Below are 25,880 nucleotides of genomic sequence, written 5' to 3'. Positions count from 1 at the left end.
TTCGCCAGGACATCCGCTATGCCGGGCTGGAAAACTTCCTGCAGCGCAAGGTCGACGGCTACGAAGCGCCGGTCTGCATCCTGACCGCGCCGGCGGCGAAGGCGCTGTCCGTCGTCCAGAAAGCAACAACGGCCAAGGGCCTGACGCTGATACTCTTCGACTGTTACCGCCCGGCACGCGCCGTCGCCGACATGGGCAGATGGACATGGCAAGGCGGCCCGCCCGACCCGCAGTGGTATCCGAAGGTCGACCGCGGCGACCTCATCTCCGAGGCTATGTCGGCGAACTGTCCAGCCACTCGCGCGGCTCGACCGTTGACCTCGCCGTCGCTGAGCTTGACGAGACAACCGCGGCTCATCGCGCCTGCGGCGCGACTGACCCCGGCACCCTCGACTTCGGCACCGGATTCGACTGTTTCGATTCGGCGAGCGAGACGGCCCACCGCCCGCTGCCCCTCCAAGCGACGGCAAACCGCACGATGCTGCTTTCGGCCATGCGCGCCGCCGGCTTCGGCAACTATGCGCGCGAATGGTGGCATTTCACCCTTGCCGACGAGCCGTTCCCAAGCAGCGCTTCGATTTTCCGGTGACCGCCGACTAGGGCCACACGGCTTGCCGTGACCGCGACCGCTTCTAATTAGGCCCGCTGACGAGGATCCATGTTGCCGCCACGTGAGGAAGATATTTCCTCGACTGGCCACCCCTCAGCGAAAAATTGCTGCAAGGAGATGAAAAAGGCAACATTCAGTGCATCTAATTTCTATAAATTCGCTAGAGTTCGGGCCGTTCAACGGAGGCGGAAATGACCAACCCTCATTTCGGGAAACTGCTCGGCGCGCTGGTCGCCACATCTGTCCAGTTCGGCACCCTCGGTTTCGCGTTTGCCGATACGACCATTCTCAATGTGTCCTACGACCCGACCCGTGAGCTCTACAAAGCCTATGACGAGGCCTTCGCCGCGCACTGGAAGGCGGAGACCGGGGAAACCGTTACCATCCAACAGTCGCATGGCGGATCCGGCGCCCAGGCGCGAGCCGTCATCGACGGTCTCGACGCCGATGTCGTGACGCTCGCGCTCGAGGGCGACATCAACGCCATTGCCGCAAAGACGAAAAAGATCAATCCGGACTGGCGCACGAAGTTCGAGAACAACTCGGCCCCCTACACCTCGACCATCATCTTCCTGGTGCGCAAGGGCAATCCCAAGGGCATCCATGACTGGAGCGATCTGGTGAAGGACGGCGTCCAGGTAATCACGCCGAACCCCAAGACCTCGGGCGGCGCGCGCTGGAACTACCTCGCCGCCTGGGCCTATGCCAATGCCAATGACGGCAATGACGAAGCCAAGACCAAGGAGTTCGTCGGCAAGCTCTATGCGAATGTCCCGGTCCTCGATACCGGTGCCCGCGGCTCGACCGTGACCTTTGCGCAGAAGGGGCTGGGCGACGTGCTGATCGCCTGGGAGAACGAAGCCTATCTCGCGCTCGATGAATTCGGCGCCGACAATTTCGACATCGTCTACCCGCCGACCTCGATCCTGGCCGAGCCGCCGGTCGCCGTCGTCGACGGCAATGTCGACGCCAAGGGCACCCGCAAGGTCGCCGAGGCTTATCTGAGCTGGCTCTATTCGAAGGAAGCCCAGACCATCATCGCCAAGAACCACTATCGTCCGGCCAAGCCCGACCTGGTGCCTGCCGAGGATCTCGCCAAGCTACCGGCAATCAAGCTCGTCACCATCGACGATCCGCAATTCGGCGGTTGGAAGAAGGCGCAGCCTTATCATTTCGGCGACGGTGGTATATTCGACCAGATTTACAAGCCCGCCCAATGAAGCATGGCGGCCATGGGCCGGATGGAACCTGATTGGGTCTATTGTACGAGTGCCCGAGCCGAGGCGAAGGGCACTCTGGTCTGAGTAAGAAGGGACGATCCAGAACAGCATGAACACAGCACCCGCCAAGGCGGGGTGGCGGTTCAGACAGCCGAGTGTCATTCCGGGCTTCGGATTGACGCTCGGCTTCTCGCTTGCCTACCTGACGCTTATCATCCTCATCCCGCTTTCGGGGCTGGTCTGGCGTTCGGCCGCGCTCGGCTGGACCGACTTCTGGGCGATCGCCGTCGACCGGCGCACCCTCAATGCGCTGAAGATCAGCTTCGGCACCGCCTTCCTGGCCGCCGCGATCAACGTCGTCTTCGGCACCATCGTCGCCTGGGTGCTGGTCCGCTACCGGTTCCCCGGCCGCCGCATCGCCGATGCGATGGTCGACCTGCCCTTCGCCTTGCCCACCGCAGTCGCCGGTATCGCGCTCACCACGCTCTATGCGCCGAATGGCTGGATTGGCCAGCTTCTGATGCCACTCGGCATCAAGGTCGCCTACACCCCGCTCGGCATCGTCATCGCCTTGGTGTTCATCGGCCTGCCCTTCGTGGTGCGCACCGTCCAGCCGATCATGGAGGAGCTCGACAGGGAGGTCGAGGAAGCTGCCGCCACGCTTGGCGCCAACCGCTTCCAGACCATCACCCGCGTGCTCTTCCCGGGACTGGCGCCGGCCATCGTCACCGGCTTCTCGCTCGCCTTCGCGCGCGGTGTCGGCGAATACGGCTCGGTCATCTTCATCGCCGGCAACCTGCCCTTCAAGTCGGAGATCGCGCCGCTCCTCATCGTCATCCGGCTCGAGGAATACAATTACGAGGCGGCGACCGCGATCGCCGCGATCATGCTGGCGCTGTCCTTCGTGATGCTTTTGGTCGTCAACCTCGTCCAGACATGGAGCCGCAAGCGCTATGGCTGATCCCGAGATCAAATCCTACGAACCGCACCACGAAAGCCAATCGGCCGCGGTGACCGAAAGCCGGCCGGTGCGCTGGGTGGCGATGGGAATAGCCTTCTCCTTCCTCGCCGTCTTCCTGCTTCTGCCGCTGATCGTTGTCTTCCACGAGGCGCTTAGCAAAGGCATCGGCGCTTACACGGAGGCGCTTGCCAGCCCCGACACGCGCTCGGCGATCCGCCTGACGCTGCTGGTGGCGGCGATCTCCGTGCCGCTCAACCTCATTTTCGGCATCTCGGCTGCCTGGGCGATCGCCAAGTTCGAGTTCAAGGGCAAGGCCTTTCTGACCACCCTCATCGACCTGCCGTTCTCGGTGTCGCCCGTCATTTCCGGCCTGGTTTATGTGCTCCTCTTCGGGGCGCAAGGCCTGCTCGGCGCGTGGCTGAAGGCGCATGGCATCGTCATCCTGTTCGCCGTGCCGGGCATTGTGCTCGCAACCATCTTCGTCACCTTCCCCTTCGTCGCCCGCGAGCTGATCCCGCTGATGCAGGAACAGGGCAATGGCGACGAGGAGGCGGCCCTGTCACTCGGCGCCAATGGCTGGCAGGCCTTCTGGTATGTGACGCTGCCCAACGTCAAATGGGGCCTGCTCTACGGCGTGCTACTCTGCAACGCGCGCGCCATGGGCGAGTTCGGCGCCGTGTCGGTGGTCTCAGGTCACATTCGCGGCCTCACCAACACCATGCCGCTGCATGTGGAAATTCTCTACAATGAGTATAACGCCGTCGGCGCCTTCGCAGTCGCTTCGCTGCTTGCCGGCCTGGCGTTGGTGACGCTGGTCTTGAAAACACTTCTGGAGATGCGCTACGGCGCCGAGATTGCCGCGACGCGCGGACATTAGATGCATGCCGCCCGAAACCGCATAGCATGCATCAGCTGATTGAGGGATCTGTATGGAAGTTCGCGTTGTCAACGTGCGCAAGGAGTTCGAGCGGTTTCCGGCGCTCCACGACGTTTCGCTCGACATCAGGTCGGGCGAGCTTATCGCGCTGCTCGGGCCATCCGGTTCCGGCAAGACGACGCTCCTCCGCCTGATCGCCGGCCTGGAGCGGCCCACCAAGGGCGCCATCTTCTTCGGCGAAGAGGATGCCTCGCAGAAGTCGATCCAGGAGCGCAATGTCGGCTTCGTGTTCCAGCATTACGCTCTGTTCCGCCACATGACGGTTGCCGACAATATCGGCTTCGGCCTCAAGGTCCGGCATGGCGCCGCGCGTCCCTCGGCGCAGGAGATCCGCCGCCGTGCCTCGGAACTCCTCGACCTCGTCCAGCTGTCGGGGCTGGAAAAGCGCTATCCGGCACAGCTTTCCGGCGGCCAGCGCCAGCGCGTCGCGCTCGCCCGCGCCATGGCCATCGAGCCCAAGGTGCTTTTGCTCGACGAGCCGTTCGGCGCGCTTGACGCGCAGGTGCGCCGCGAGCTGCGCCGCTGGCTGCGCGAAATCCACGACGCCACCGGCCACACCACCGTCTTCGTTACCCACGACCAGGAGGAGGCGCTCGAACTCGCCGACCGCGTTGTCGTCATGAGCCAAGGTCGCATCGAGCAGGTCGGCTCGGCCGACGAGATCTACGACACGCCGAACTCGCCTTTCGTCTACAGCTTCATCGGCGAATCGAGCTCGCTGCCGGTCAAGGTCGACAATGGCGAGATCTGGCTCGCCGACCGACCGGTCGGCCTGCAGGCGCCGCATGCGCCGTCCGGGGAGGCCCTGCTCTACTTTCGTCCGCACGATGTCGAGCTGCTCGACGGCTGCAGCGGCTGCATTGCCGGGACGGTCGCCGCAAGCCGCCGCGTCGCCGGCACAAGGCGGGTCGAGCTCGAGATCGGCGGCGAGCGTCAGCGCGTCGAGATCGAGCTGCCGGTCGATCATCCGGCGGCACAGAAGAGCCGGGTGGCTTTCAGGCCGAGGCGCTGGAAGCTTTTCCCGGCCTCCTGACCTGTTTGCCGCCTGCCGCTTCCGGGCGCGCGGCAGTGGCCCCGATGAATCAGGTTGGAAGAAAATCCTACCAAGCGGCTGTTCGGGCGGGAGATTTTCCCGCTGCTCGTGCGTCCCCCGGACCGCGTGCCTCGCGCAGCCAGGCTTTCCTTTTTATGGTCACACCATAGTTCTGATTGTCTGGAGGAGGACCGTTTTCATGAAGCGCTTATTGCTGGGTATTGCCACGCTTGCCGGCTTCGTCGTCCTCGCGTCCTCCCAAGCCTGGTCGGCCGACAAGCTGCTCAATGCCTCCTACGACGTCGGCCGCGAATTGTTTGCCGACATCAACAAGGCTTTCATCGCTCAGCATCCCGGCGTGACCGTCGATCAGTCCCACGCCGGAACCTCGGCGCAGGCTCGTGCCATCGCGGAAGGTTTGGCAGCCGACGTCGTCACCTTCAACCAGGTCACCGACGTCGATTTCCTGGTCAAGAGGGGTCTGATCTCCGCGGACTGGCAGAAGGATTTCCCAGACAACGCATCGCCTTTCTATTCGCTGCCGTCCTTCCTTGTTCGTGCTGGCAATCCCAAGCACATCAAGGACTGGAACGATCTGGTGCGTGACGACGTGCAGGTGATCTTCCCCAACCCGAAGACATCAGGCAATGCGCGCTATACCTATCTCGCTGCCACCGCTTACGCCAAGGAGGCCTTCAAGGGCGACGACGCCAAGGTGAAGGAGTTCATCGCCAAGCTGTTCGCCAACGTGCCGATCTTCGACACCGGCGGCCGCGCCGCCACCACCACCTTCGTGCAGCGCGAGATCGGCGACGTGCTGATCACCTTCGAATCCGAAACGCGCGGCATCCGCAGGGAATATGGCGACGACAAGTTCGAGCAGGTCACGCCTTCAGTCAGCCTGCTGGCCGAATTCCCGGTGGCGATCGTCGATAAGATCGCCGACGAGCACGGTAGCCGCGATCTCGCCAAGACCTATCTCGAATTCCTCTATTCGCCCGAGGGCCAGGACATTGCCGCCCGCAACGGCCTGCGGGCCCGCGACGCAGCAGTGGCCGCCAAATACAAGGCCGAGTTTCCCGACGTGCGCCTGTTGACGGTAGACGAGGTCTTCGGCGGCTGGGACAGGGTGCAGAAAGAGCATTTCGCGGCAGGCGGCTTGCTCGATCAGGCCTATGGCAGCCGGTAGCGCTTACAATCAAAAGAAGTGGCAAGCCGTCATCGCCGTCGCCATCGCCGGCTTTTTTCAATCTGGAGCCGGCATCACTTTGCCGACGAAATCAACGCGGCCAATGTGAAAAACGTTACGAAGAATCAAGGCGTTTGTGCCTAAACCTGTGTCGAAGAATTGTTGTGCCAAACCGCGTAGCGCGGCCAAACTGTCATGATTTGCACACAAACAACCGCCAGATGCAGGCGATTGGGGTTTGATAAACTGAATCGGGCATGCTGACCAAAAAAGGCAAATACGGCCTCAAGGCCCTCGTGCATCTTTCCGGCCTGCCGGCTGGCCAGCTTGCATTCGTCAACGACATAGCGGTCGCAAACAACATCCCGAAGAAGTTCCTGGACGCCATCCTGGGCGAATTGCGCAATGCCGGCTTCGTCCAGAGCCGCAAGGGCAAGGAAGGCGGCTATCGCCTCGCCAGGCCCGCTTCCGAGATCAAGATCGGCCATGTCGTGCGCGTGCTCGACGGGCCGTTGGCGCCGATCCCTTGCGCCAGCCGCACGCAATATCAGCGCTGCGAGGACTGCGACGAGGCGACGTGCCAGGTCCGTCACATGATGCTGGAAGTGCGCCAGGCGATCGCCGAGGTGCTCGACAACCGCAGCCTTGCCGCCATGCGCGACGCCGACAACGACGATTTCCCGGTCGAACTCACGTCGCAGATCTGATCGCTCAGCCGCGCCGCCTCGCCGTTGGTTGTCTGTCCGCGACAGACGCTGTAAATCGGCTGACGGATGGATCAAGGTTTGGGGGTATCTGACGCATGAGGCTGCCTCGGCTTGGCAAGTCCCGCAGGGCCAACCGGCAACCGTCATCCGCCAGCATCTATCATACCGAGATCATCGCCGACGTTGCAGTGCCGGAGCGCGGCGAGACCGTCCGCTTCTTCAGCCGCAAGCTCCTCCGCCCCGGTAAGTTGCGCAGCGTCTCCAACAAGGATCTGCGCGAAAGCCTGCTTTCCTTGTTCTATCTCGGCGTGGCGGCGGTGTTGCCGGTAGCCTGGTGGGCGCCGATCTGCGATTGGGTTTCGACGCTTCGACGCAAGCGTCATTTTCGCAAGGATTTCGCGCGCTATGACGTGGCGATCAAAGCGGTGCTTGGCGATGATGCCGACACGCGAAGCCTTTTCAGGGGACATCTCGCCGCCGCGCATCGCCGCCGTCTGATGCTTGCCGCTCATCTGGCGCCTAGCAGGCGCTGGTCGCCGGCAATCCGGCTGGAAGGCATCGACGGCTTGCGCGAGGCCTTGCAGCGCGGCCGCGGCGCCATCGTCTGGTGCGATCAGTTCATCGCCCAGACCATCATGGGCAAGCGCGCCCTCTTCGAAGCCGGCATCGAAGCACACCAGGTGAGCGTCAACTTTCACGGCTTTTCGGAAAGCAAATTCGGCCTGCATGTGATCAACAGGCCGCTGGTCGAGGTCGAAAACCGGTTTCTGAAGAGCCGCATCGTCTTCGAGCGCGCCGAAGCCTACCAGGTTACGGCGCGCATCCAGAAGGCACTGAAGGAGAACGGAGTCGTGCTGATGACCAACACCATCCACGCGGGATCTACCTTCACCGAGAGCGCCATGGGCGAGCGTGGCTGGACCCACCTCGCCTCTGCGCCGGCGAATTTTGCGGCGCGCGCCGGCGCTGCGCTGTTTGGCATGTCGACCCTGGAGACAGTGCCCTTTCGCGAATACCGGGCGATCGTCAGTCCCGAACTGAAGCCGAACGCTGCCCAGCCTGCATCCCGGCCGGCAAAGGACGTGGCGGCAAAGAACCTCGTTCTGCAAGCGGCCTATATCCTGCTCAAGCGCGACCGGCTGCTGGAAGCGGTCAAATTGTACCCCGAGCAGATGATGGCCTGGTCGAGCGCCAACCGGCTCACCGGACAACAGGATCAAGCCGCGATCGGCGCCGACGCCGCATAGTGCATGTCGCCCAAATGCGCAGCGGTTTTGGATCAACGACATGCATCAGAACGAAGACTGAAAACTGCGTCGCCGGAACCTGTTCAACTCGAGGGGCTTGAACTCAGTGCTTGTTTAAGGATGGCGGCGACGCTCCGCGCGCCATCCGCCGTCACCGCCGCTTCGTCCGGCTCCGGTTCTTCCAAGGTCGCGAACTGGCTGTCGACCAGGCTCGCCGGCATGAAATGGCCTTTGCGCCCCGACACCCGTCGCCGGGCAGTCTCGCGATCGATCTTCAGATAGAGGAAGACGATGCCCGGGCAAAAGCTGAGCAGCCGGTTCCGGTAGCTGCGCTTCAGCGCCGAGCAGGCCGCCACCGGCTTGTGTCCCTCGCCGACCGAAGCTGCCATGCGCTCGCCGATGGCATCGAGCCAACCCTCGCGCAACGCATCCGTCAGCGGCTCGCCGCGAGCCATGCGCGCCACGTTTTTCGGCGGATGCAACCGGTCGCCCTCGATGAAGACCGCGCCCAGCGCCTCGGCCAGCGCTTCGCCGATCACCGTCTTGCCGCAGCCGGCGACCCCCATCACGACTATGGCCGGCGCTGACCGGATGTCGTTCAATGGAAACCTCCGACGGCTGTGACCTTGCGATCCTTCATCCCCAGTCAGCGGCTTGCCGGCGCACGGCCATAGAGCAAAAGCATGGCCACGATCACGACGCCGTAAATGATCTGACGCCCTGCCTCCGGCATCTGCATGACCGACAGGATCGATTGCAGCAGCGTGATCAGGATCACGCCGGCGACCGTGCCGAGATATGAGCCGCGGCCGCCGAGGATCGAAGTGCCGCCCAGCACCACGGCGGCGATCGACGGCAACAGATAGGCGTCGCCCATCGACTGCGCCGCCTTCGATGCGTAGCCCGCGAGCAGGACGCCCCCGAAGGCCGAGAGCCCGCCGGAGACGGCAAAGGCAATCAGCACCACGCGGCGCGTGTCGATGCCGGAAAGATAGGCGGCGCGCTCGCGATTACCGATGCCGTAAACGGCGCGGCCGAAGGAGGTGCGGGTCAGCACGAAAACCATTGCCGCCCCTATCAGCGCCCAGATGATCACGGCATTCGGCACCCCCGGAATGGTGAAGCCGGTCGCAAGGTAGCGCATCGCCGCCGTCGCCGAATCCTGCGGCGAGAACCCGCCCGTATAGACCACCATCAATCCTTGCGCGACGGCGTTGGTGGCCAGAGTGATGATCATCGAGGGAATGCGCAGATAAGCCACGCCGACGCCGTTGACGATGCCGATCGCGACCCCGCACAGAACGCCGAACGGGATCGCGAGCGCGACGCCGACCGAACCGTAGGCTGCAGCGGCACAGGCCATCATCGCGCCGGTCGCCACCGACCACGGCACGGAAAGGTCGATCTGCCCGAGCAGGATCACCAGCATCATGCCGGTGGCGATCACGCCGAGGAACGACGCGACCTTCAGCTGCTGCAGGAGATATTCCGGCGAGAGAAAACTGCGCGAATAGAGGCTGCCGAGCAGAAGCAGGATAACGATGCAGGCAAAGGCGGTCGCCACCGCCGGATCGGCGCGGCGGATGAATTTCGGCATGCGGCTGGCGATGCCGCCAAGCGTCGTTTCGCTCACAGGAACCACTCCAGCCGGTTGCGCACCCGAAACAGCGCGAAGGCGCCGAGGCTGACCGCGATCAACAGGATGATGCCCTGGAACAGCGGCTGCCAGAGCGGGTCGAAATCGAAGACGAAAAGCAGGTCGCCGATGGTGCGGAAGGCGAGCGCCCCGAAGATCGCGCCAATGGCGCTGCCTTTGCCCCCGAACAGCGAGACGCCGCCGAGCACAACAGCCGCGATCGAGAACAATGTGTAGGCATTGCCGCTCGCATAGGCGGCCTCGCCCGTATAGGTAAAGAAGGTGAGGAACAGGCCGCCGATCGCGGCAAGCAGTCCGGCCAGCGTGTAGGCAAGGAACTTGCCCCTGCGGATCGGCACACCTGACATATAGGCGGCCGTCTCGGACGAGCCGGCAGCGTAAGCGGCGCGGCCGAGCTCGGAGCGGCGGAACGGCACCCACACGACGAGCACGACGACGAACAGCGCCATCAGGCTTGCGGGCACAACGCCGAAGAAGCGCCCTGTCAGGAAATCGGCGACATCCTCGTTGACCGATCCGCCGGGAACCGGTCGCAAAAGCAGCGCGAGACCGAAATAGACGGCGCCGGTGGCTATCGTGGCGACGATCGGCTGCAGGCGCCCGTAGATCACGATGGCGCCGTTGATCGCCCCGCAGACGAGCCCGGTGCCAAGCACAGCCACCAATCCAAACGCGGTCTCGAGACCCGTGCCGATGACGAGCCAGGAAGCCATGCAATTGGTCAGCGTGAAGATCATGCCGACCGAGAGATCGATGCCGGCGGTGATCACAACCAGCGTTTGCGCCATCGCGACGAAGGCAAGCAGAACGCCCTTGTTCGCCGCTGTCTGCACGACATTGGCCGTGAAGCCGGCTGGATGATTGCCGCTGTAGATCGCGAACATGACGATGAAGATGGCGAACGCCAGCAGCGTCCCGCGCTGCTCGGCCAGCCAATAGCGCCAATCCTTCACGCGCCCTCTCCTTGCTCTGCCCGCTCGCTGCCGCCGTGGATATTCAGCGCGCTGGCGATCAGCGCGTGCTCGGTGATATCGGCGCCAACCAGCTCGCGCTTGATGGCGCCGTCATAAAGCACGAGCACGCGGTCGCAGCAGCCGATCAGCTCGTCATAGTCGGTCGAATAAAACAATATCGCGGCGCCGGCGTCGGCGAGCTTACGCATCAGCTGATAGAGCTCCTGCTTGGTGCCGACATCGATGCCGCGCGTCGGATCGTTGAGCAGAATGATGCGCGGCTGCCGCATCAGCCATTTGGCGATCACCACCTTCTGCTGGTTGCCGCCGGACAGCGCCCCGACAGGGATATCGAGCCCCGCCGTCTTGATGGCCAGCAATTCGACCATGTCATCGATCAGCTGCTGCTCGGCGGCACAGTCGATGACGCCGGCCTTTGACAGCCTGTCGAGTGCTGCGAAGGAAAGGTTCTCGCGCACCGTCATGGGCAGCATCAGCCCTTCCGTCTTGCGGTCTTCCGGGATCAGCGCCATGCCGATACGGTCATCGCTGGCGGCTGCGGGGCTGGCAATCGAAACCGGCTTGCCGTCGACCAGGATCTGCCCGGAAAGACCTCGCAGAACGCCGAAGAACGCCAGCAGCAGCTCACGCTGACCCTGGCCGTCGAGCCCGCCCAATCCTACGACCTCGCCGGCCGCAACCGAGAGCGAGATATTGTCCAGCCTATCGCTCCAGGACAGGTTGCGCGCGTCCAGCACAGGAGCCGCAACCGTCTGGGGCCTGGTCGGCTTCGGCGGAAAGATGTGGCTGTATTCCCGGCCGATCATCAGCTCGACGACTTCGTTGTCGCTCTTCGATCCAGCCCGATAGCTGGCGACATTGCGGCCGTTGCGAAACACCGTGCACTGGTCGGCAAGCTCGGAGATCTCGTTCATTCGGTGGGAGATATAGAGCAGCGCCAGCCCTTCCTGGCGCAACCGCTTCAGCACCTCGAAGACCTTCGCGACATCGGCGGCGGTCAGCGCCGACGTCGCTTCGTCGAGGATCAGGATGCGCGGCTTCCTGGCCAACGCCTTGGCGATCTCGACCATCTGTCGTCGCGAGAGCGGCAGGTCCTTGATCAGCGCCAGGGGGTGAATATCGGCGGCACCCGCGCGGGCAAGCGCCTGTTCCGCGAGGCGCCGTTGCGCCTTGCGGTCGATCATGCCGAAGCGTTTCGGCGGATCGGATATGACGATGTTGTCGGCGACGCTCAGCTCCGGAATGAGCGACAGCTCCTGAAAGATGCAGACGATGCCGGCCTGGTTTGCCGCGGCGGGCGAAGCAAATGTCACCTCGCGGCCGTCCAGGGTCATGGTACCTTCATCCGGCGCGACGACACCGGCCATGACCTTGATCAAAGTCGATTTGCCGGCGCCGTTCTCACCGAGAATGGCGTGGATGCTGCCGGCCGTGACGGTGAGATCGGCCTTTTCCAGGGCGCGCACGCCGCCATAGCGCTTGGATATGCCTTCCATGCGGAAGAGCGGAGCCGCGCCGTTCATCAGCCCTCCCCAGGCCAGTTCGTGATTGGCATCAAGCGGCCGGCGCCGCGGCTTCCGCGACGCCGGTCCGTCAGACTATTTGTTTTCCTTGGTCTGGCCCATGATTTCCTGCGCGGTGAAATTGATGCCGCAGGTCGGGAAGGAATTGCCGACGAAGAAATTGTCGGACTGATCGGGGAAGTAGTCCTGCCCTGCCTTGAAGTTCGGATCCTCGACGATGGCCAAAGGCAGCTTGACCGACTGCGGCACGACATTGCCTTCGAGCGCGGCAATCGCCGTCTTGATGGCAACGGCAACCTGCGCCGGGCCGGTACCGGCCGACGAACATTTCAGCCCGTCCGCCGCATGCGCCGCGCAGAATTTGCGGAAGCCGTTTTCCGTCTCGCCGCCGAACGGCACGAACGGATGCTTGGCGTCGATCATCGCCTGCACGATGCCGGTATCGCCGCCTTGCCCTGTGATGCCGTCGAACGGTCCGCTGGTGGCGATCGCGTCGGCCGTGGCTTTCTGCGCCACGCCGTCGTCCCACTTGCCGACGACCTCGGTGACATCCCATTTCTTGCCCGACGCGTTGAGAACCTCGTGAATGCCATTGTGCCGGTCGGTATCGACGGAGGTACCCGCGACGCCGCGCACCTCAAGCACTTTGCCGCCGTTCGGAACGTGCGAGACCAGCCATTTGCCCCACAATTCGCCGAGCCCCTTCTGGTCGACATTGACGTTGATGGCGTCCTTGGTGTCGAGGATGTTGTCGAAGGCAACCAGGATGACACCGGCTTCCTTGGCGCGCTTGATCACGGGCCCGAACGCGGTCGGGTTCTGGGCGTTGACGACGATCGCGTCGAAGCCGGAGTCGATGAAGTTATTGATCGCCGAGATCTGCGCCGGCACATCCTCGCCGGTCGATACCACCTTGAATTCCTTCAGCTTCTTGGCGACGTCCGGCTGCGCGGCATAGGCTTTGGCCGTCTGGATCATCTGGATGCGCCAGGTATTGGCGATATAGCCGTTCGCGAGCGCGATACGATAGGGCCCTTCCTTCTTCGGATATTTGAAGAATTGTGTGTCGGCCGCCCAGGGCGCGAAGCAGTCGGGCTCGGCCGAGGGCCCTTTGACGATTTCCGGATCGGCGATCGCCGACGAGCTCAGCATGACAAATGCAGTGGCGGCAACCACACCGCCAACAAGTGACTTGATCATCAGTATTCCTCCCAGTTGCAGTTCTGCTTGTTGATTAAGTCCTGGCGTTTTGGCCGGCACCTCCTGCCGTATCCAATCGCCTGCCGGCCGGCCTTTGCTGCCCGCTGCCTCCTCTTGCCTCGCCTGCGGGCAATTCCGCAAACTATCATATTATACATAATAAACAAGTAAGGACTGTTTTCTTATGTATAATAAACAGCGCCTTCCCCCCACCCACCGTACTACTCGATGCTGAAGATGGTAGCGCTACCATGCAAGGTAGTAAACCGGCATTTGCACAGTCGTCTTTGCGTGTTTCAACGTGCGGTGCTCTCGCGGCGAATGAGCTCGAAACCGAGATCGACAACCCTCTGCTGGGGCCTCCGGCCCGCAATCGCCGCCAGCGCCATCGCCACTGCCTGCCGTCCGATTTCATAACGATGCGTGCGAACGCTGGTGACCGACGGGAACGCCGCCTGCATCATGTCGAGGTCGTTGAAGCCGACGATGCCGATGGCCTTCGGTACCGCGATGGCGGCGCGGCGACATTCGAACAAGACCCCAAGCGCGATATCGTCATTGTTACAGAAGACGCCGTCGAGCGACGGCATCTTGGCCAGCGCATCGCGCAAAAGCTCGCGGCCGAGCGTCACACTGGACAATAGCGGCGTGGTGGTGACCAGGCGGGGATCGAACAGGCCGGCCGCCTCCATGGCCGCGCGATAGCCGGCAAGGCGCCGCTGCGAGCGCGGGTCCATGCGCGCGCCGATGAAACCGATGCGCCGATAACCTGCCTCGATCAGGTGCTCGGTGGCAGCGCGGCCACCGTCGAAATGCGAGAAGCCGACCAGCATATCGACCGGATCGTGTCCGGTTTCCATCACTTGCACCACCGGGCAGCCGGCCGTCTCCAGCAGCTTTCGCGACTGCGGCGTCTGGTCGATGCCGGCGACGATAAGCGCCGCCGGGCGCTGCGAGGCGAACAGCTGCAGCAGCCGCTCCTCTTCCAGGCCCGAATAGTGGGTATTGCCCATCTGGATACGGAAAGGGCTGTCCGAAAGACTGTCATAGATGCCGCGCACCACTTCGGCAAAGACATTGTTGGTGAGCGACGGCACCAGCACGCCGAAGACCTCCGCGCGCGCCGAGGCCAATGCGCGCGCATTGGGGTCCGGGATGTAGCCGAGCTCGTCGACGGCGACCTGTATCTGCCGGCGCAGATCTTCCGAGACCCGCCCAGGCTCGCGCAGCGCACGCGACACGGTGATGGCGCCGACGCCCGCCTTGCGCGCCACGTCGGCGATGGTCGGGCGGCCGCCGCCGCGCCGCGAGCGCGGCCTTGTCACCGCCTTGTCCTTTTTGCACGAAAGGAGCGCAGCGGCGAGTTGACGATCAACAGTTTAGCCACAGCGACCATGTTTCGCAGCCCGTCCCATTCCGGTTGGGTCGCGCAGGCCATGGCCGTTGTCAAGCCGACGAATATTGGTTCAGCCCACCCCGGCAGAGGCGATAACCCCCCCAGGTCAATGCCTCGGTCGTCAGACCGCCCTCGCCTGATCGGCCGTAAGCGCCTGCTCCCGCGTGCCGGAGACGATGATCTCAAGGACCTCGTGCTCGTCGGTGTTCCTGACATGACGGTCGCCGACATTCTCGCCGCGCTTGAGTACCATGACACGGTCGCCTACGGCGAAAATGTCGACCAGCCGATGCGAGATGATGATCTGGGCAACACCCTGTCTTTTCAGTTCCAGCATGGTCTCGAGGAGCCGCTCGGTCGCCATCACCGAGAGATTGGCGGTCGGTTCGTCGAGGATCACGACGCGTGGCTCGAACGAAATCGCGCGGGCGATCGCCACGGATTGCTGGCGACCGCCCGACAGGCTCTCGACCTTCTGGAAAACGGAGTTCACGTCCACCTTGAGCCGCTTCAGCACGCTATCGGCTTCCGCGTACATCTTGCGGCGATTGACGAAAGGGCCTTTGCGCGGCCAGCGGCCGAGAAAGATGTTCTGGCCGACATCCATGTTTCCGCAAAGAGCGAAATCCTGGTAGATCATCTCGATGCCCGCGTCGCGGCTCTCATGCGGACTCTTGAAATGCACCGGTTGACCGGCGACGCGGATTTCGCCGGCGTCGCGCTGATAGGCGCCGGTCAGGATCTTCATGAGCGTCGACTTGCCGGCCGAGTTGTCGCCGACCAGTCCAAGGATCTCTCCGGGATAGAGCACCAGATCGACTTTCCGAAGCGCCTGAACGGCACCGAAGGCTTTTTCGATGCTTCGCATTTCCACGATCGGTTGAGGCAACGCAGCATCAGGCATGAATGGTTTCCCGGGTTCGTACGCCTCGCGCGAGGCGGGCTCGCAGGCGACCGAAGATATTGGCCTGGCGCACCCAGATGTCGATCAGCACCGCGACAATGAGGATGACGCCGATGAACACATTGATCCAATGCTGCGGCATGCTGAAGCCCTGGACATTGAGCTGCAGGAGCGCCCGAACGAGGGTGATCACGGCTGCACCGGCCAGAGAACCCAGCATGGTGCCGTAGCCGCCGAAGATCGACCCGCCGCCGATGATCACCGACGCGATGGCGTCGAGTTCGCGGAACTGGCCTGCAACGGGGTTGAAGCTTCGGAAATAGGCGACGTTGATGATCCCGGCCATCGTCGCGCAAAACGCCGCCAGCATGAGCGAGATGAAGCGCGCCCTGTTGGTGTTGATGCCGGCATAGGCGGCGGCGCGGATGTTGCCGCCGGTTGCATAGACCTTTTGCCCGAACGGCGTGTAGGCGAGCACGACGCCGGCAATCACGGCGACGAAGATCATCCAGACCGTCTGCACGCTGACCACCTCGGCCAATGTTCTGAGGATGCCATCCGGAAGCACGATGCTGAAATGGAGGAGGATGTCATTCACCTTGCGGCCGAGCAAATTGTAGCCCTCCGGCCAGCCGGTAAGCTGCTGCCCGGCGACGAACCAGGCCGCGAGGCCGCGGGCGATGTAGAACATGCCAAGCGTTGCGATGAAGGCCGGCAGTTTCAAGCCAACGGCGACGACGGCGTTGACGAGGCCGGCAAGCATTCCCGCAAGCAGGCCCATCGCGACAGCGGTGACGGGGTCGGCACCCAGGACCTTCAGGAAATAGGCCGCCGCGCTGCCGGCGAGCGCCAGGACGGCTCCGACGGAGAGGTCGATATCGCCGGCCGCGATGACGTAGGTAAGCCCGACCGTGATCAGCGCCAGTTCCGTATAGTTGAGCAGGATCGCGAAAGTGTTGGACAGGTTCCACCAGTAATCCGGCCTGAGGAAAAGACCCGTGAGCCACAGCACCACTGTCAGGATGACGGCGAGGGCATCGCGCCGGGCGAGGAACTTGCCGAACCCGGTCGCCGACAATGCGATGTCGGTCGCCATCGCGCCCTTGGTCACCACGCCCTCGAGCGCGACGCCGCCGATCTCGAAGGCCGGCGGCGGCGGCCTGCCGCGCAGCCATGCCCAGAGGCGCGCCGCGACCTGGCGGCGGATGAGATAGGGTTCGATCAGCACGGCGATGACAAGCAGCAGTCCGAGGAAGACCGGAACCGCGCCCACTGGCAGGGAGTAGACGGCGTTGACCGTCACCTCCTCCTCGCCGATCTTGATGGTGCGCGTGATCGGCAAACCCTCGCGCAGCACCTTGTCGAGCAGAACGACCAGCATGGCGCCGAGGCAGGATCCGGCGACGCGGCCGCGACCGCCTAGAATGGAAGCGCCGCCGATGATCACCGCGGCGATGACGGTCAGTTCGCCGCTGACGCCGTAAAGCGGGGTCACCCCTTTGTCCTGAGCGGCCGACAGGAGGCCGGCAACGGCGGCGCAGAGCGACGAGAGCAGATAGGCACGGATGCGCACCCAGTTCGTCGGTATGCCAGCATAGACTGCTGCCTGCTCGTTGCCGCCCGTCGCAAAGGTTTCGTAGCCCCAGCGAGTGTTGGCGAGCACGTAGGCGCCGATCACGGCAACGACCGCGAAGATTGCGATCTGGTTGTTGAAGCCGAAGACGTTCGTCTCGCCGAGATGGAAGAAGAGTGGGGCCTCCTTCGCTTTGCCTGGATAGTAGATCGCCTGACCGTGCGTCAGGGCGAGGACGAAGCCGCGGCCGATCAGAAGCGTGGTCAAGGTGGCGATGAACGCCGGCACTTTTAGGATGGTAACGAGCACGCCGTTGACGAGGCCGATCACCATCCCAAGAAGGACGCAGACGGTCACCGACATGACGATGCCGAGATCGGCGAAGCTTGGCGCGAACAGCCTCGCAAAAACGACGGCCACAAGGCCGTAGATGGAACCGACCGAAAGGTCGAGGTCCTTGTTGATGATGACGAAGGTCATTCCGACGGCGATGATGGCGACCCGAGAGGTATCGCGAAGCAGTGCATGGAACGCCTCCGGCGAGCCGAAAAACGTCGGATTGACGGCAGCGCCGCCGAGATAGATCAGCGCCAGCAGGGCAAGCAATCCCATTTCCCAGCCGCCGATGAGCTGGGGTGGAAGGCGACGAGCGAGAGCTTCAGCGGGCATTCTTTGATAAAAGGTCCCGAAGGCCAAAATGCGCGGGAGGACACCAGCCCTCCCGCGCCGGTTCAGTGTCGCTTTGACATTCAGTTCTCGAAACGCTTGCCGACCTTTCCAACGGTCTCCTGCGTCACGAGTTGGGCGCGCGTGTCGAGATTGGCGGCCGCGATGCCGCGATCGATCTGCAGATAGAGTTGCATGACCGGATAGAAGCCCTGCAGGAAGGGCTGCTGCCCGAGCGCGCCGGTCAGGTCGCCGCTCTTCAACGCATCCTGCTGCGCCGGACCGAGGTCGAACCCATAGGCGCAGATCTTGCCGGTCTTGCCGGTTTGGGCGACGGCCTTGGCCAGCGCAGGCGTGAACACGTTGTTGCCGGCGAAGGCGCCGACAACGTCACCGCGCGACTCGAACAGCGTCACGATACCGTTCACCGGATCGTTCGGATTGGTGTCGATGCCGGTGTTCTCGGGACCTGCGTCGACCTTGAAGGCCTCGAGCTTGCCGGCATCCTTCAGGCCTTTGACGATCGCGTTGAAGGCCGCGGTGACGCGATTGTTCACCTCGATGTTGCCCATCGCGGTCGATGACGGCAGAACGATCGAGCCCTTCTCGATACCCTTGTCCGCCAGGCACTTGACGAGTGCCTCGCCGGCGATCGCCGCGGCGGAGGCGTCCTGACCGGTGTGGCTGATGCCGCTGCGGTCGAGGATCGTGCCGTCGAAGGAATTGGTCGTTGCTACCGGTATGCCCTTGGCTCCGGCGGCCTTGACGATGTCGTTATAGGCGCCGACCTGGGGCGTTGTCATGATCAGCCCGTCGATCGTCGGATCCTGCACGATCTGATTCAGGATTTCGATCTCGCGGGCCGGGTCGTCGGTCGGAGATTCCGAGCCGAGCAGCAGTATCTTGGCGCCGATCAGGTTGCCGGCGGCGGTTGCGCCGACATAGACCGGATCGAAGAAGCCGTTGCCGGCCGTATGTGTGACGATGGCGAAGGTGAGATGGCCATCGGCCGAATGGAAATCCTTGGTGGTGGGGGCTTCCTTTGCGGCTTCCTCGAAGCTGTAGCCGCCGACTGCTTTCTCGACGCCGCCGGACTGCGCGAAGGCGGAGGGCACGCCGAGCAACAACGCCGCGGCGGATGCCGCGAGCGGGAAAGTACGTCTCATGATTATCCTCCCTTGCATTCAACGGGCGGAAGCCGTTCGAGCGCATTATTCAGGAGATTTTCCGAGTGCTTCCTCCCACTTTCGCGATATTCCGCCGAAAGCCTTTCCAAGTAAATAGCCTGCTGCACCCAGTATTCGGGCGCGACGTCATGCGAAAGAGCACGGACGACTATCCACCTGACCCCTCCCTTTGCGCCGGTAGACAAGCTTGCAATGGCCAAGGTTGCCGGCGGAAATCAGGCTGGCGCTTCCGCGCCTCGCCTCGCCTTCCACACAAGCAGCAAAATCGCCGCGAGATTGACCAGGTTCCAGGCGATGCCGTTGAGGAAGGCGGCGGCATAGGAGCCGGTTAGATCGTAGATCCAGCCCGACATCCAGCCGCCGACGGCCATGCCGAAGATCGTCGCCATCAGGACGATGCCGACGCGCTGGCCGGCTTCCTTGGCCGGCATGTAGTCGCGCACGATGATCGCATAGCAGGGAACGATGCCGCCTTGCGAGAGGCCGAACACCAGCGAGACCACATAGAGCGAAGCCAGCCCGTCGAAGGGAATATAGAACAGCAGTGACAGGCATTGCAGCGCCGAGCCGATGATCAAAGTTTTCACCGCGCCGATGCGATCGGCGAGGAAACCTGAGCCAATGCGGCTGACAACGCCCGCCGCCAGCATGATCGACAACATGTCGGCGCCGCGCGCGACGCCGTAGCCGAGATCCATGCAATAGGCGACGATATGCACCTGCGGCATCGACATTGCCATGCAGCAGCCGAAGCCGGCAATCACCAGCAGCATCTGCAACGCCGCCGGCGACAGCGAGATTGGCTGCGTCGGCCGGCTTCCCGGCGAGCCATGGGTGGCTTCGCGCGGCGCGCCGCGGCGCAGCATCAGCACCAGCGGCACCATGGTGGCGAGGCAGAAGATGCCGATCGCGGCATAGGTGAACCGCCAGCCTTCGCCTTGCATGACATAGGGCATCACCGTCGGCCAGACTGCTCCGGCAAGATAGCTGCCGGATGCGGCCGCGGTCACCGCGACGCCGCGGCGCCGGTTGAACCAGTGCGAGATGTCGGCGATCAACGGGCCGAAGATCGCCGATGTGCCGAGTCCGATCAGAAGCCCCTGGACAAGGGTGAACGCAAGGATCGAGCTGGTCAGCGAGGCGAGCAGGAAGCCCGCGCCGAGCGCAATCGCAGAGACGAGCGCCGGGATCCAGTAACCCATGCGGTCGATGGCGCGTCCGACCAGCATATTGCCGGCGGCGAAGCCGACCATGGTCGCGGTATAAGGCATCGAAGCCGCGGCCCTGTCGACGCCGAATTCGGCCTGCACGGCGGGCAGAACGACGACCACCGCCCACATGCCGGCGCCGCCGATCGTCGACAAAAGCATCGAGACGCCGAGCCGTATCCATGCATAGGCGCTGTCGATGCTGGGGCCATCTGCCCGGCTGGAGACGGTTGTCGTCACACCTTTCCTGTCCGCGCTTGTTGGTGATCGGGCGGTTTCAAACCACCAAGTATCGGCGCATTCCCGGTGCCGAGCAGCGCCACAAGGGACAAATCCGTGGCTCCAGAAATCGGGAACCGGCCATGCCGCCCAGAGTTCTTGCCCCAGGAGAGCGTGTGGCCAAGGGGAGTTGTGCCCCAGGAAGGAAGTTCGCCATGACCGCCAGAAAAAAATGGTCGGCCGAAGTGACCGCGCACAGCGATGCGCTGGATCTCGAGGAGCACATTTTCGAATCCGACGATGCCAAGAGGATCGCCACCTCGCTGAAGCGCTCGGCTGAGCACAGCCATCGCCGCAAGGCTGAGCCGTTCCGATCCGCGATGTCGATGCTGAATTTCTACATCAACCGCGCCGGCAGGAACCTGCCGGAGAAGCGCAAGCGAGTTCTGGAAAAGGCCAAGGACGAGTTGCGCGTCGCTTTCGGGCGCGAGAAGGAAGACTAAGGACTTGTCGAGGTCGGACCGGGCCTCACCCGGGTATCGGTAGGCCTTAGCGCGAGCGGATGACGTCGTCGGTATTCGCGAGCAGCTTGCGCACGGCGTTGCGCGCAGCATCCGGCCGCTGCAGCCGGATGTTCCTCTCGATCGCTTCGTGCAGTTTCTGGGCGTGCTGCAGGTCGTCCAGCTCGCGTGTCGTATAGGCGAAGAGATGATTGAAGGCGGATTCGATCAGGACGCCCAGGGGCACCAGGAGATCGTTGCCGGAGGCCCGGAGAATGGCCAGGTGGAAGCGGGTGTCGGCGCGCGTCCGCTCCTGCAGATTGGTCGCCTCGCCCATCTCGCGGCAGGCCTGGCTGATCTCGGCCATCTGCTCATCGGTGCGCCGCATTGCGGCAAAAGCCGTCGCCTCGGGCTCGATGATGTGGCGGAATTCCTGCACCGTCTTCAGGAACACCTCGCGATCCGGCGACGTCGCGTACCAGGATAGCACGTCGCGGTCGAGCAGATTCCAGCGCTCCTTCGGCTCAACCCAGCTGCCGATCTTCGGACGTGATGCCAGAAGGCTCTTGGCCATCAGCATCTTGATCGCCTCGCGCACCGCCGAGCGGCTGACGTCGAAAGTCTCCGACCATTTGGCTTCGTTGGGCAGGATGGTGCCCGGGGGATAGTCGCCGCGCACGATCCGAAGGCCGATTTCGCTGGCCAGCGAGGTATGCACGCTGGCGCCAGGGATGCGCGGCGCGTCCGGCCGGCGAAGGCCAGCCATACGCTCGGCGGATGCCGCTTTCGTCGGCCTTTTTTCGTTGTTCGGCTTTGCGTCCCGCATATGCCCAGAAAGTCCGGTTTTCAGAAGCTGTCAAGCGCGGCAAGGCCGGCTTTGCCGCCAGACGCCGCGCTGTGCACAGCTCAACCTATGTTTGTCGGCCCTCACGCTGTTTTGACGTATTTGCGCCAGCTGTGTTCGGGGCGGAAGCCGAGCACGTCCCGCGCCTTGCGGTTGGACAGCAGCGTCTCGAATTCACCGAGCTCGGCTTTCACCGGCACGCCTGGATAGAAACGCTTCAGGAGCTCGGCCGTCGGCAGATCGGACGAGGTCTCGTCATTGGCGGCGTTGAACACCTGGTAGCCCAGCCCATCCTTCTCGATGGCGCGCAAGGCGATCTGGCCGAGATCGCGGGCGTCGATATAGCTCCAGGCAATGCGCTTGCGGAAACCGGGATCGGCAAACCATTTCGGGAACAGCGCATATTCATGCGGCTCGATGACGTTGCCGATGCGCAGCGCATAGATGTCGAAACCGCTGCGCAGCGCGAAGGCGCGCGCCGTCTTTTCGTTGACGATCTTGGACAGGGCGTAGCTGTCCATCGGATCGACGTCATAGTCCTCGTCGAGCGGGAAATGCGTCGGGTTGCGCGGCTCGTTGGCGAAGACCAGGCCGTAGGTCGTCTCGCTGGAGGCGATGATCACCTTGCGGATGCCGAGTTTCACCGCCGCTTCGATGACGTTGTAGGTGCCCATCGCGTTGATGCGGTACACCTCGTTGTCCGGGGTGATCATGATCCGCGGGATGGCGGCAAAATGCACCACGGCGTCGACCGGCTGTGCGCGCAGCGATGGATCGAATTCATGCAGCCCGGCATAGCTCGACAGCGCGTTGAACACCTGGCCGCTGTCGGTAATGTCGGTGATCAGCGTGCGCACCTTCGGGTTGTCGAGCGGCTTGGTGTCGATGTTGAGCACCTGGCAGCCATGCTCGACCAGATACTGCACGACATGGCGGCCGGCCTTGCCGCTGCCGCCGGTGAACATGATGCGCTTCGTCATTTTGCTCTCCACATTTCTCAAGGATTGTGTGTATTGTCAGACAATATGGCATTCAGCAACGGCCTGCCAACCGCGATCCGCGAAAACCTTCTCCAGCAATGCTCGCCGGCCGGTCGCGCCGGCGCCGACCATCAGGAAAGACAGGGACGAAACGACATGACCACCACCGCTGCCCGCGAAAACATCGGTTTCATCGGCCTCGGCCTGATGGGGCATGGCATCGCCAAGAACATCGTCGACAAGGGCTATCCGCTCACCTTCCTCGGCCGCAAGAACCGCAAGCCGGCGGATGACCTGCTCGGCCGCGGCGCAAAGGAAGTGGCCACGTCCAAAGAAGTGGCAGCGGCCTCCGACATCGTCTTCATCTGCGTCACCGGCTCGCGTGAGGTCGAGGCGATCATCCGCGGTCCCGGCGGGCTGAAGGAAGGTCTGAAGCAAGGCTGCGTGGTCGTGGATTGCTCGACATCCGATCCCGTCTCCACCGTCGCGCTGGCAGCCGAACTCAGGGCGCTCGGCGTCGACTATGTCGACGCGCCGCTCAGTCGCACGCCGAAGGAGGCCTGGGAAGGCACGCTCGACGCCATGGTCGGCGCGCCCGACGCGGTGTTCGCACGGTTGAAGCCGGTGATCGACACCTGGGCCGGCCGCATCGTCCATATCGGTGACACCGGCGACGGCCACCGCATGAAGCTGCTCAACAACTTCATCTCGCTCGGCTACGCGGCGATCTATTCGGAAGCCTTGGCGCTGGCGCAGAAGGTCGGCATCTCGCCGCCCCGCTTCGACAGCGTGATCCGCAACGGCCGCATGGATTGCGGCTTCTACCAGACCTTCATGCGCTGGACGCTGGAAGGCGACCGCGACGCCCACAAATTCTCCATCGCCAATGCCTTCAAGGATTTGACCTATCTGGAATCGATGGCCGGCGCTGCCGGCATCGCCAATCCGCTTGGCAACGCCACCAAGAATTCGTTCGCGACCGCCTTCGCGGCGGGGCCGGCCGAGCAGTATGTGCCGATGCTGGCCACCCATATCGGCAAGCTCAACGGCGTCGACCTGATGCCGTCGAAGGACGGCAAAAAGCAGACGATCTGAAAGCCGCGACCAAGCCTCTCAGCGTCTTGAGAGCTCGATCACCTCGTCGGTATTGGCCAGAAGCCTGTGCACCGCGCTTCTCGCCGCGGCCGGGCGCTGCAGGCGGATGTTCCGCTCGATCGCCTCGTGCAGGGACTGGGCCCGCCGCTGGTCGCTGTGCTCGCGCGTGACGAAGACGAAGAGATGATCGAGCGCCGATTCGATCAGTACGCCAAGCGGCACCAGCAGCTCATTGCCCGAAGCGCGCAGTATGGCGAGATGGAACCGCGTATCGGCGCGCGTGCGCTCCTGGATATGCGCCGCCTCTCCCATTTCGCGGCATGCCTGGCTGATTTCGACCATCTGCTCGTCGGAGCGCCGCAGCGCCGCGAAGGCGGCCGCCTCAGGCTCGATGATATGGCGGAACTCCTGCACCGTTCTGAGAAACACCTCGCGGTCAGGCGAGGTCGCGTACCAGGCGAGCACGTCGCGGTCGAGCAGGTTCCAGCGCTCCCTCGGCTCGACCCAACTGCCGATCTTGGGGCGGGACGCGAGCAGGCTCTTGGCCATCAGCATTTTGATGGCCTCGCGCACCGCCGAGCGGCTGACATTGAACGTTTCCGACCATTTGGCTTCGTTGGGCAGGACAGTTCCGGGCGGATAGTCGCCGCGCACGATCCTGAGGCCGATCTCGCCGGCGAGCGACGCGTGCACGCTGAGGCCGGCGATCCGCGTCGCCTCGGGTCGTCGTATCGTGGCCGCCTGTGCAGGCTCGGCTAAGCGCTTCCCAGACTTTTCCCGTGGCATCCGCGTTCCGGTGCCTCCTGTCGCGGGCTCCAAGACGCCCGCAAAAACTCTGCCGCATAAGAAGATTCTGGGCGCAAAACTCTTGGCTCCGCTGCCCCGGCAAGGCCGCGTCCATAGTCCTGGCGAAAGGTGGAGGGGCGCCCTTCGAAGGGCGCCCCGGGATCGAAGCCTACTTCTGGATGCAGGTGTCGACCGTATCCTTGGTGCATTCGTCGAGGCCGGTGAAGACCGGATCGTCGACCTTCTTGCCCTGGATGAGGTCGAGCATCACCGATGGCGCCTTGTAGCCCATTTCGAACGGCCGCTGGCCGACCAGTGCGGTCACAAGGCCTTCCCTGGCGATCGCCACCTCGTCGCCGATCGTGTCGGCGGCGCCGATGACGAACTCGTTCTTGGCGATCTTGTCGGCCATCGGCTTGAACAGGTCGCGATAGGGCTGCGGAGCGCCGAACAGCGGCCAGCCGCCCATGATGCCGAAAGCGTCGAGCTTCGGATTGGCGGCCAGGATGTCGGTCATCGCCTGCACGCCTTTGGCGCCGTCGTCATTGGTGAACACCGGGCAGCCCGCCACTTCCGTCCAGCCGCCTTCGCCGGCGAGCGCCGGCAGGCCTTCCTTGCCCGACAGCGCATCGCGCATGCCCTGCGCACGGCGCAGGATGTTGTCGGCGGCCGGATTGCCCTCGATCGTGCAGATCGTGCCGCCATTCGGCTTGGCCTTCTTGATGTATTCGCCGATCCGCTTGCCCATCAGATAGTTGTCGGTGCCGAGATAGGTCTTGCGAAGCGCGGCGTCTTCCTTGGCGAGATCGGCATCGACCGTCATGATCGGGATCGATGGATTGGCGCTCTTGATCGTCTGCGCGATCAGCGGCGCGTTGGACGGCGAGATCGCCATCGCGGCCGTGTCCGGCTTGCTCAGCATGTCCTGCACGATCTGTGCTTCGCCGGCCTCGTCCGATGTCGATGCCGGGCCGGTGTAGAAGCATTCATACTCGGAGCTCGCGTTCTCCTTGTTCCACTTCTCGCAGCCCTGATGGATGGCTTCGAAGAACGGGTTGTCGAGGCCCTTTACGACAATGACGAGCTGTTTCTTGGCCAAAGCCGGCCCGGCGCCCAGCGCCATGGCGGCGACGGCGGCGAGCAAAAGTGATTTCCTCATATCAGTCCTCCCTTGAAAACAGACGGACACGACGTGCCCGCCACACCGATCGGCCCGGATGCAAGCAACACGCGGAATAGGCTCGAAAGTTCGTGTCTCAAGCCG

General features: G+C 63.4%; 24 protein-coding genes and 1 pseudogene. 11 read left to right on the top strand and 14 right to left on the bottom strand.

The features are described 5' to 3' along the window. Positions 1 to 11: 11 nt before the first annotated feature. The 9 genes and pseudogenes from EOA32_RS40515 to EOA32_RS04920 form a co-directional block, all read left to right on the top strand. Positions 12 to 215 (top strand): annotated as a pseudogene (locus tag EOA32_RS40515) (M15 family metallopeptidase); the annotation flags it as partial. Then, entirely contained in the window at positions 200 to 589 is a 390-nt protein-coding gene (locus tag EOA32_RS39640; protein ID WP_348632189.1) for a M15 family metallopeptidase, read from the top strand. The pseudogene EOA32_RS40515 and the gene EOA32_RS39640, both read left to right, overlap by 16 nt. Before the next feature lie 212 nt (positions 590 to 801). Beyond that, positions 802 to 1,830 carry a sulfate ABC transporter substrate-binding protein gene (locus EOA32_RS04950; protein ID WP_095779394.1) on the top strand — a complete coding sequence of 343 codons (1,029 nt, stop codon included), beginning with the start codon at positions 802 to 804 and terminating at the stop codon, positions 1,828 to 1,830. 109 nt (positions 1,831 to 1,939) lie between these two features. Then, complete coding sequence (gene cysT, locus EOA32_RS04945; RefSeq protein WP_095779395.1) at positions 1,940 to 2,791, top strand: sulfate ABC transporter permease subunit CysT; 852 nt, start codon at positions 1,940 to 1,942, stop codon at positions 2,789 to 2,791. Continuing rightward, positions 2,784 to 3,668 (top strand): sulfate ABC transporter permease subunit CysW, encoded by an 885-nt coding sequence (gene cysW, locus EOA32_RS04940; RefSeq protein WP_066990548.1) that lies wholly within the window; start codon positions 2,784 to 2,786, stop codon positions 3,666 to 3,668. Before cysT ends, cysW begins: the two co-directional genes overlap by 8 nt. A 52-nt stretch (positions 3,669 to 3,720) precedes the next feature. Then, positions 3,721 to 4,761, top strand: a complete 1,041-nt coding sequence (locus EOA32_RS04935; RefSeq protein WP_066990546.1) for a sulfate/molybdate ABC transporter ATP-binding protein — start codon at positions 3,721 to 3,723, stop codon at positions 4,759 to 4,761. Positions 4,762 to 4,960: 199 nt separating this feature from the next. Beyond that, complete coding sequence (locus tag EOA32_RS04930; protein ID WP_066990543.1) at positions 4,961 to 5,950, top strand: sulfate ABC transporter substrate-binding protein; 990 nt, start codon at positions 4,961 to 4,963, stop codon at positions 5,948 to 5,950. Between the two features lie 257 nt (positions 5,951 to 6,207). Further along, on the top strand, positions 6,208 to 6,657 hold the full coding sequence (locus EOA32_RS04925) for an Rrf2 family transcriptional regulator (protein ID WP_013530871.1): 450 nt from the start codon (positions 6,208 to 6,210) through the stop codon (positions 6,655 to 6,657). A gap of 95 nt (positions 6,658 to 6,752) precedes the next feature. After that, a complete protein-coding gene (locus EOA32_RS04920; protein WP_128371028.1) occupies positions 6,753 to 7,904 on the top strand; it encodes a hypothetical protein in 1,152 nt (383 codons plus the stop codon). An 83-nt stretch (positions 7,905 to 7,987) separates the two neighbouring features. Here the strand turns inward: EOA32_RS04920 and EOA32_RS04915 are convergent, their stop codons facing one another. The 10 genes from EOA32_RS04915 to EOA32_RS04870 form a co-directional block, all read right to left on the bottom strand. Beyond that, positions 7,988 to 8,470, bottom strand: coding sequence for a gluconokinase (locus EOA32_RS04915; RefSeq protein WP_128371031.1), 483 nt, complete (start codon positions 8,468 to 8,470; stop codon positions 7,988 to 7,990). 80 nt (positions 8,471 to 8,550) lie between these two features. Continuing rightward, positions 8,551 to 9,537 carry an ABC transporter permease gene (locus tag EOA32_RS04910; protein ID WP_128371027.1) on the bottom strand — a complete coding sequence of 329 codons (987 nt, stop codon included), beginning with the start codon at positions 9,535 to 9,537 and terminating at the stop codon, positions 8,551 to 8,553. Further along, on the bottom strand, positions 9,534 to 10,514 hold the full coding sequence (locus EOA32_RS04905; protein ID WP_066990536.1) for an ABC transporter permease: 981 nt from the start codon (positions 10,512 to 10,514) through the stop codon (positions 9,534 to 9,536). The genes EOA32_RS04910 and EOA32_RS04905 overlap by 4 nt, the downstream gene beginning before the upstream one ends. Next, positions 10,511 to 12,058 carry a sugar ABC transporter ATP-binding protein gene (locus EOA32_RS04900; RefSeq protein ID WP_128371026.1) on the bottom strand — a complete coding sequence of 516 codons (1,548 nt, stop codon included), beginning with the start codon at positions 12,056 to 12,058 and terminating at the stop codon, positions 10,511 to 10,513. Before EOA32_RS04900 ends, EOA32_RS04905 begins: the two co-directional genes overlap by 4 nt. 75 nt (positions 12,059 to 12,133) lie before the next feature. After that, a complete protein-coding gene (locus tag EOA32_RS04895) occupies positions 12,134 to 13,258 on the bottom strand; it encodes a sugar ABC transporter substrate-binding protein (RefSeq protein ID WP_066990529.1) in 1,125 nt (374 codons plus the stop codon). A 296-nt stretch (positions 13,259 to 13,554) separates the two neighbouring features. After that, positions 13,555 to 14,583: a LacI family DNA-binding transcriptional regulator gene (locus EOA32_RS04890; RefSeq protein ID WP_066990526.1), complete on the bottom strand. Its 1,029-nt coding sequence runs from the start codon at positions 14,581 to 14,583 to the stop codon at positions 13,555 to 13,557. 192 nt (positions 14,584 to 14,775) lie between these two features. Beyond that, on the bottom strand, positions 14,776 to 15,558 hold the full coding sequence (locus EOA32_RS04885) for an ATP-binding cassette domain-containing protein (protein WP_128371025.1): 783 nt from the start codon (positions 15,556 to 15,558) through the stop codon (positions 14,776 to 14,778). Continuing rightward, on the bottom strand, positions 15,551 to 17,800 hold the full coding sequence (locus EOA32_RS04880) for an ABC transporter permease (protein WP_128371024.1): 2,250 nt from the start codon (positions 17,798 to 17,800) through the stop codon (positions 15,551 to 15,553). The genes EOA32_RS04885 and EOA32_RS04880 overlap by 8 nt, the downstream gene beginning before the upstream one ends. Before the next feature lie 80 nt (positions 17,801 to 17,880). Further along, on the bottom strand, positions 17,881 to 18,963 hold the full coding sequence (locus EOA32_RS04875; RefSeq protein ID WP_066990516.1) for a substrate-binding domain-containing protein: 1,083 nt from the start codon (positions 18,961 to 18,963) through the stop codon (positions 17,881 to 17,883). Positions 18,964 to 19,199: 236 nt separating this feature from the next. After that, the gene (locus EOA32_RS04870; RefSeq protein ID WP_245499157.1) at positions 19,200 to 20,432 is read right to left on the bottom strand and encodes an MFS transporter; all 1,233 of its coding nucleotides are present in this window, start codon (positions 20,430 to 20,432) and stop codon (positions 19,200 to 19,202) included. 194 nt (positions 20,433 to 20,626) lie between these two features. Here EOA32_RS04870 and EOA32_RS04865 point away from each other — a divergent pair, with 194 nt between their 5' ends. Further along, positions 20,627 to 20,914 (top strand): DUF3175 domain-containing protein, encoded by a 288-nt coding sequence (locus EOA32_RS04865; RefSeq protein WP_066992279.1) that lies wholly within the window; start codon positions 20,627 to 20,629, stop codon positions 20,912 to 20,914. 46 nt (positions 20,915 to 20,960) lie between these two features. Here EOA32_RS04865 and EOA32_RS04860 read toward each other — a convergent pair whose 3' ends face one another. Beyond that, positions 20,961 to 21,737 carry a FadR/GntR family transcriptional regulator gene (locus EOA32_RS04860; RefSeq protein WP_066992276.1) on the bottom strand — a complete coding sequence of 259 codons (777 nt, stop codon included), beginning with the start codon at positions 21,735 to 21,737 and terminating at the stop codon, positions 20,961 to 20,963. A gap of 101 nt (positions 21,738 to 21,838) precedes the next feature. Next, positions 21,839 to 22,735, bottom strand: coding sequence for an NAD(P)-dependent oxidoreductase (locus tag EOA32_RS04855; RefSeq protein WP_066992368.1), 897 nt, complete (start codon positions 22,733 to 22,735; stop codon positions 21,839 to 21,841). A gap of 156 nt (positions 22,736 to 22,891) precedes the next feature. Between EOA32_RS04855 and EOA32_RS04850 the strand changes: the two genes are divergently transcribed. Then, positions 22,892 to 23,830 carry an NAD(P)-dependent oxidoreductase gene (locus tag EOA32_RS04850; protein ID WP_066992365.1) on the top strand — a complete coding sequence of 313 codons (939 nt, stop codon included), beginning with the start codon at positions 22,892 to 22,894 and terminating at the stop codon, positions 23,828 to 23,830. Between the two features lie 18 nt (positions 23,831 to 23,848). Here EOA32_RS04850 and EOA32_RS04845 read toward each other — a convergent pair whose 3' ends face one another. Together EOA32_RS04845 and EOA32_RS04840 are read right to left on the bottom strand one after the other, a co-directional pair. Continuing rightward, entirely contained in the window at positions 23,849 to 24,616 is a 768-nt protein-coding gene (locus tag EOA32_RS04845; RefSeq protein ID WP_066992273.1) for a FadR/GntR family transcriptional regulator, read from the bottom strand. Positions 24,617 to 24,785: 169 nt separating this feature from the next. Next, positions 24,786 to 25,775 (bottom strand): sugar-binding protein, encoded by a 990-nt coding sequence (locus tag EOA32_RS04840; protein ID WP_066992270.1) that lies wholly within the window; start codon positions 25,773 to 25,775, stop codon positions 24,786 to 24,788. Positions 25,776 to 25,880: the final 105 nt, after the last annotated feature.

Source organism: Mesorhizobium sp. M1A.F.Ca.ET.072.01.1.1, from assembly GCF_004023325.1.
Taxonomy (GTDB): Bacteria; Pseudomonadota; Alphaproteobacteria; order Rhizobiales; family Rhizobiaceae; genus Mesorhizobium.
Note: the sequence above shows the minus strand (reverse complement) of the source record. Positions and strands in the feature narration are given on the sequence as shown.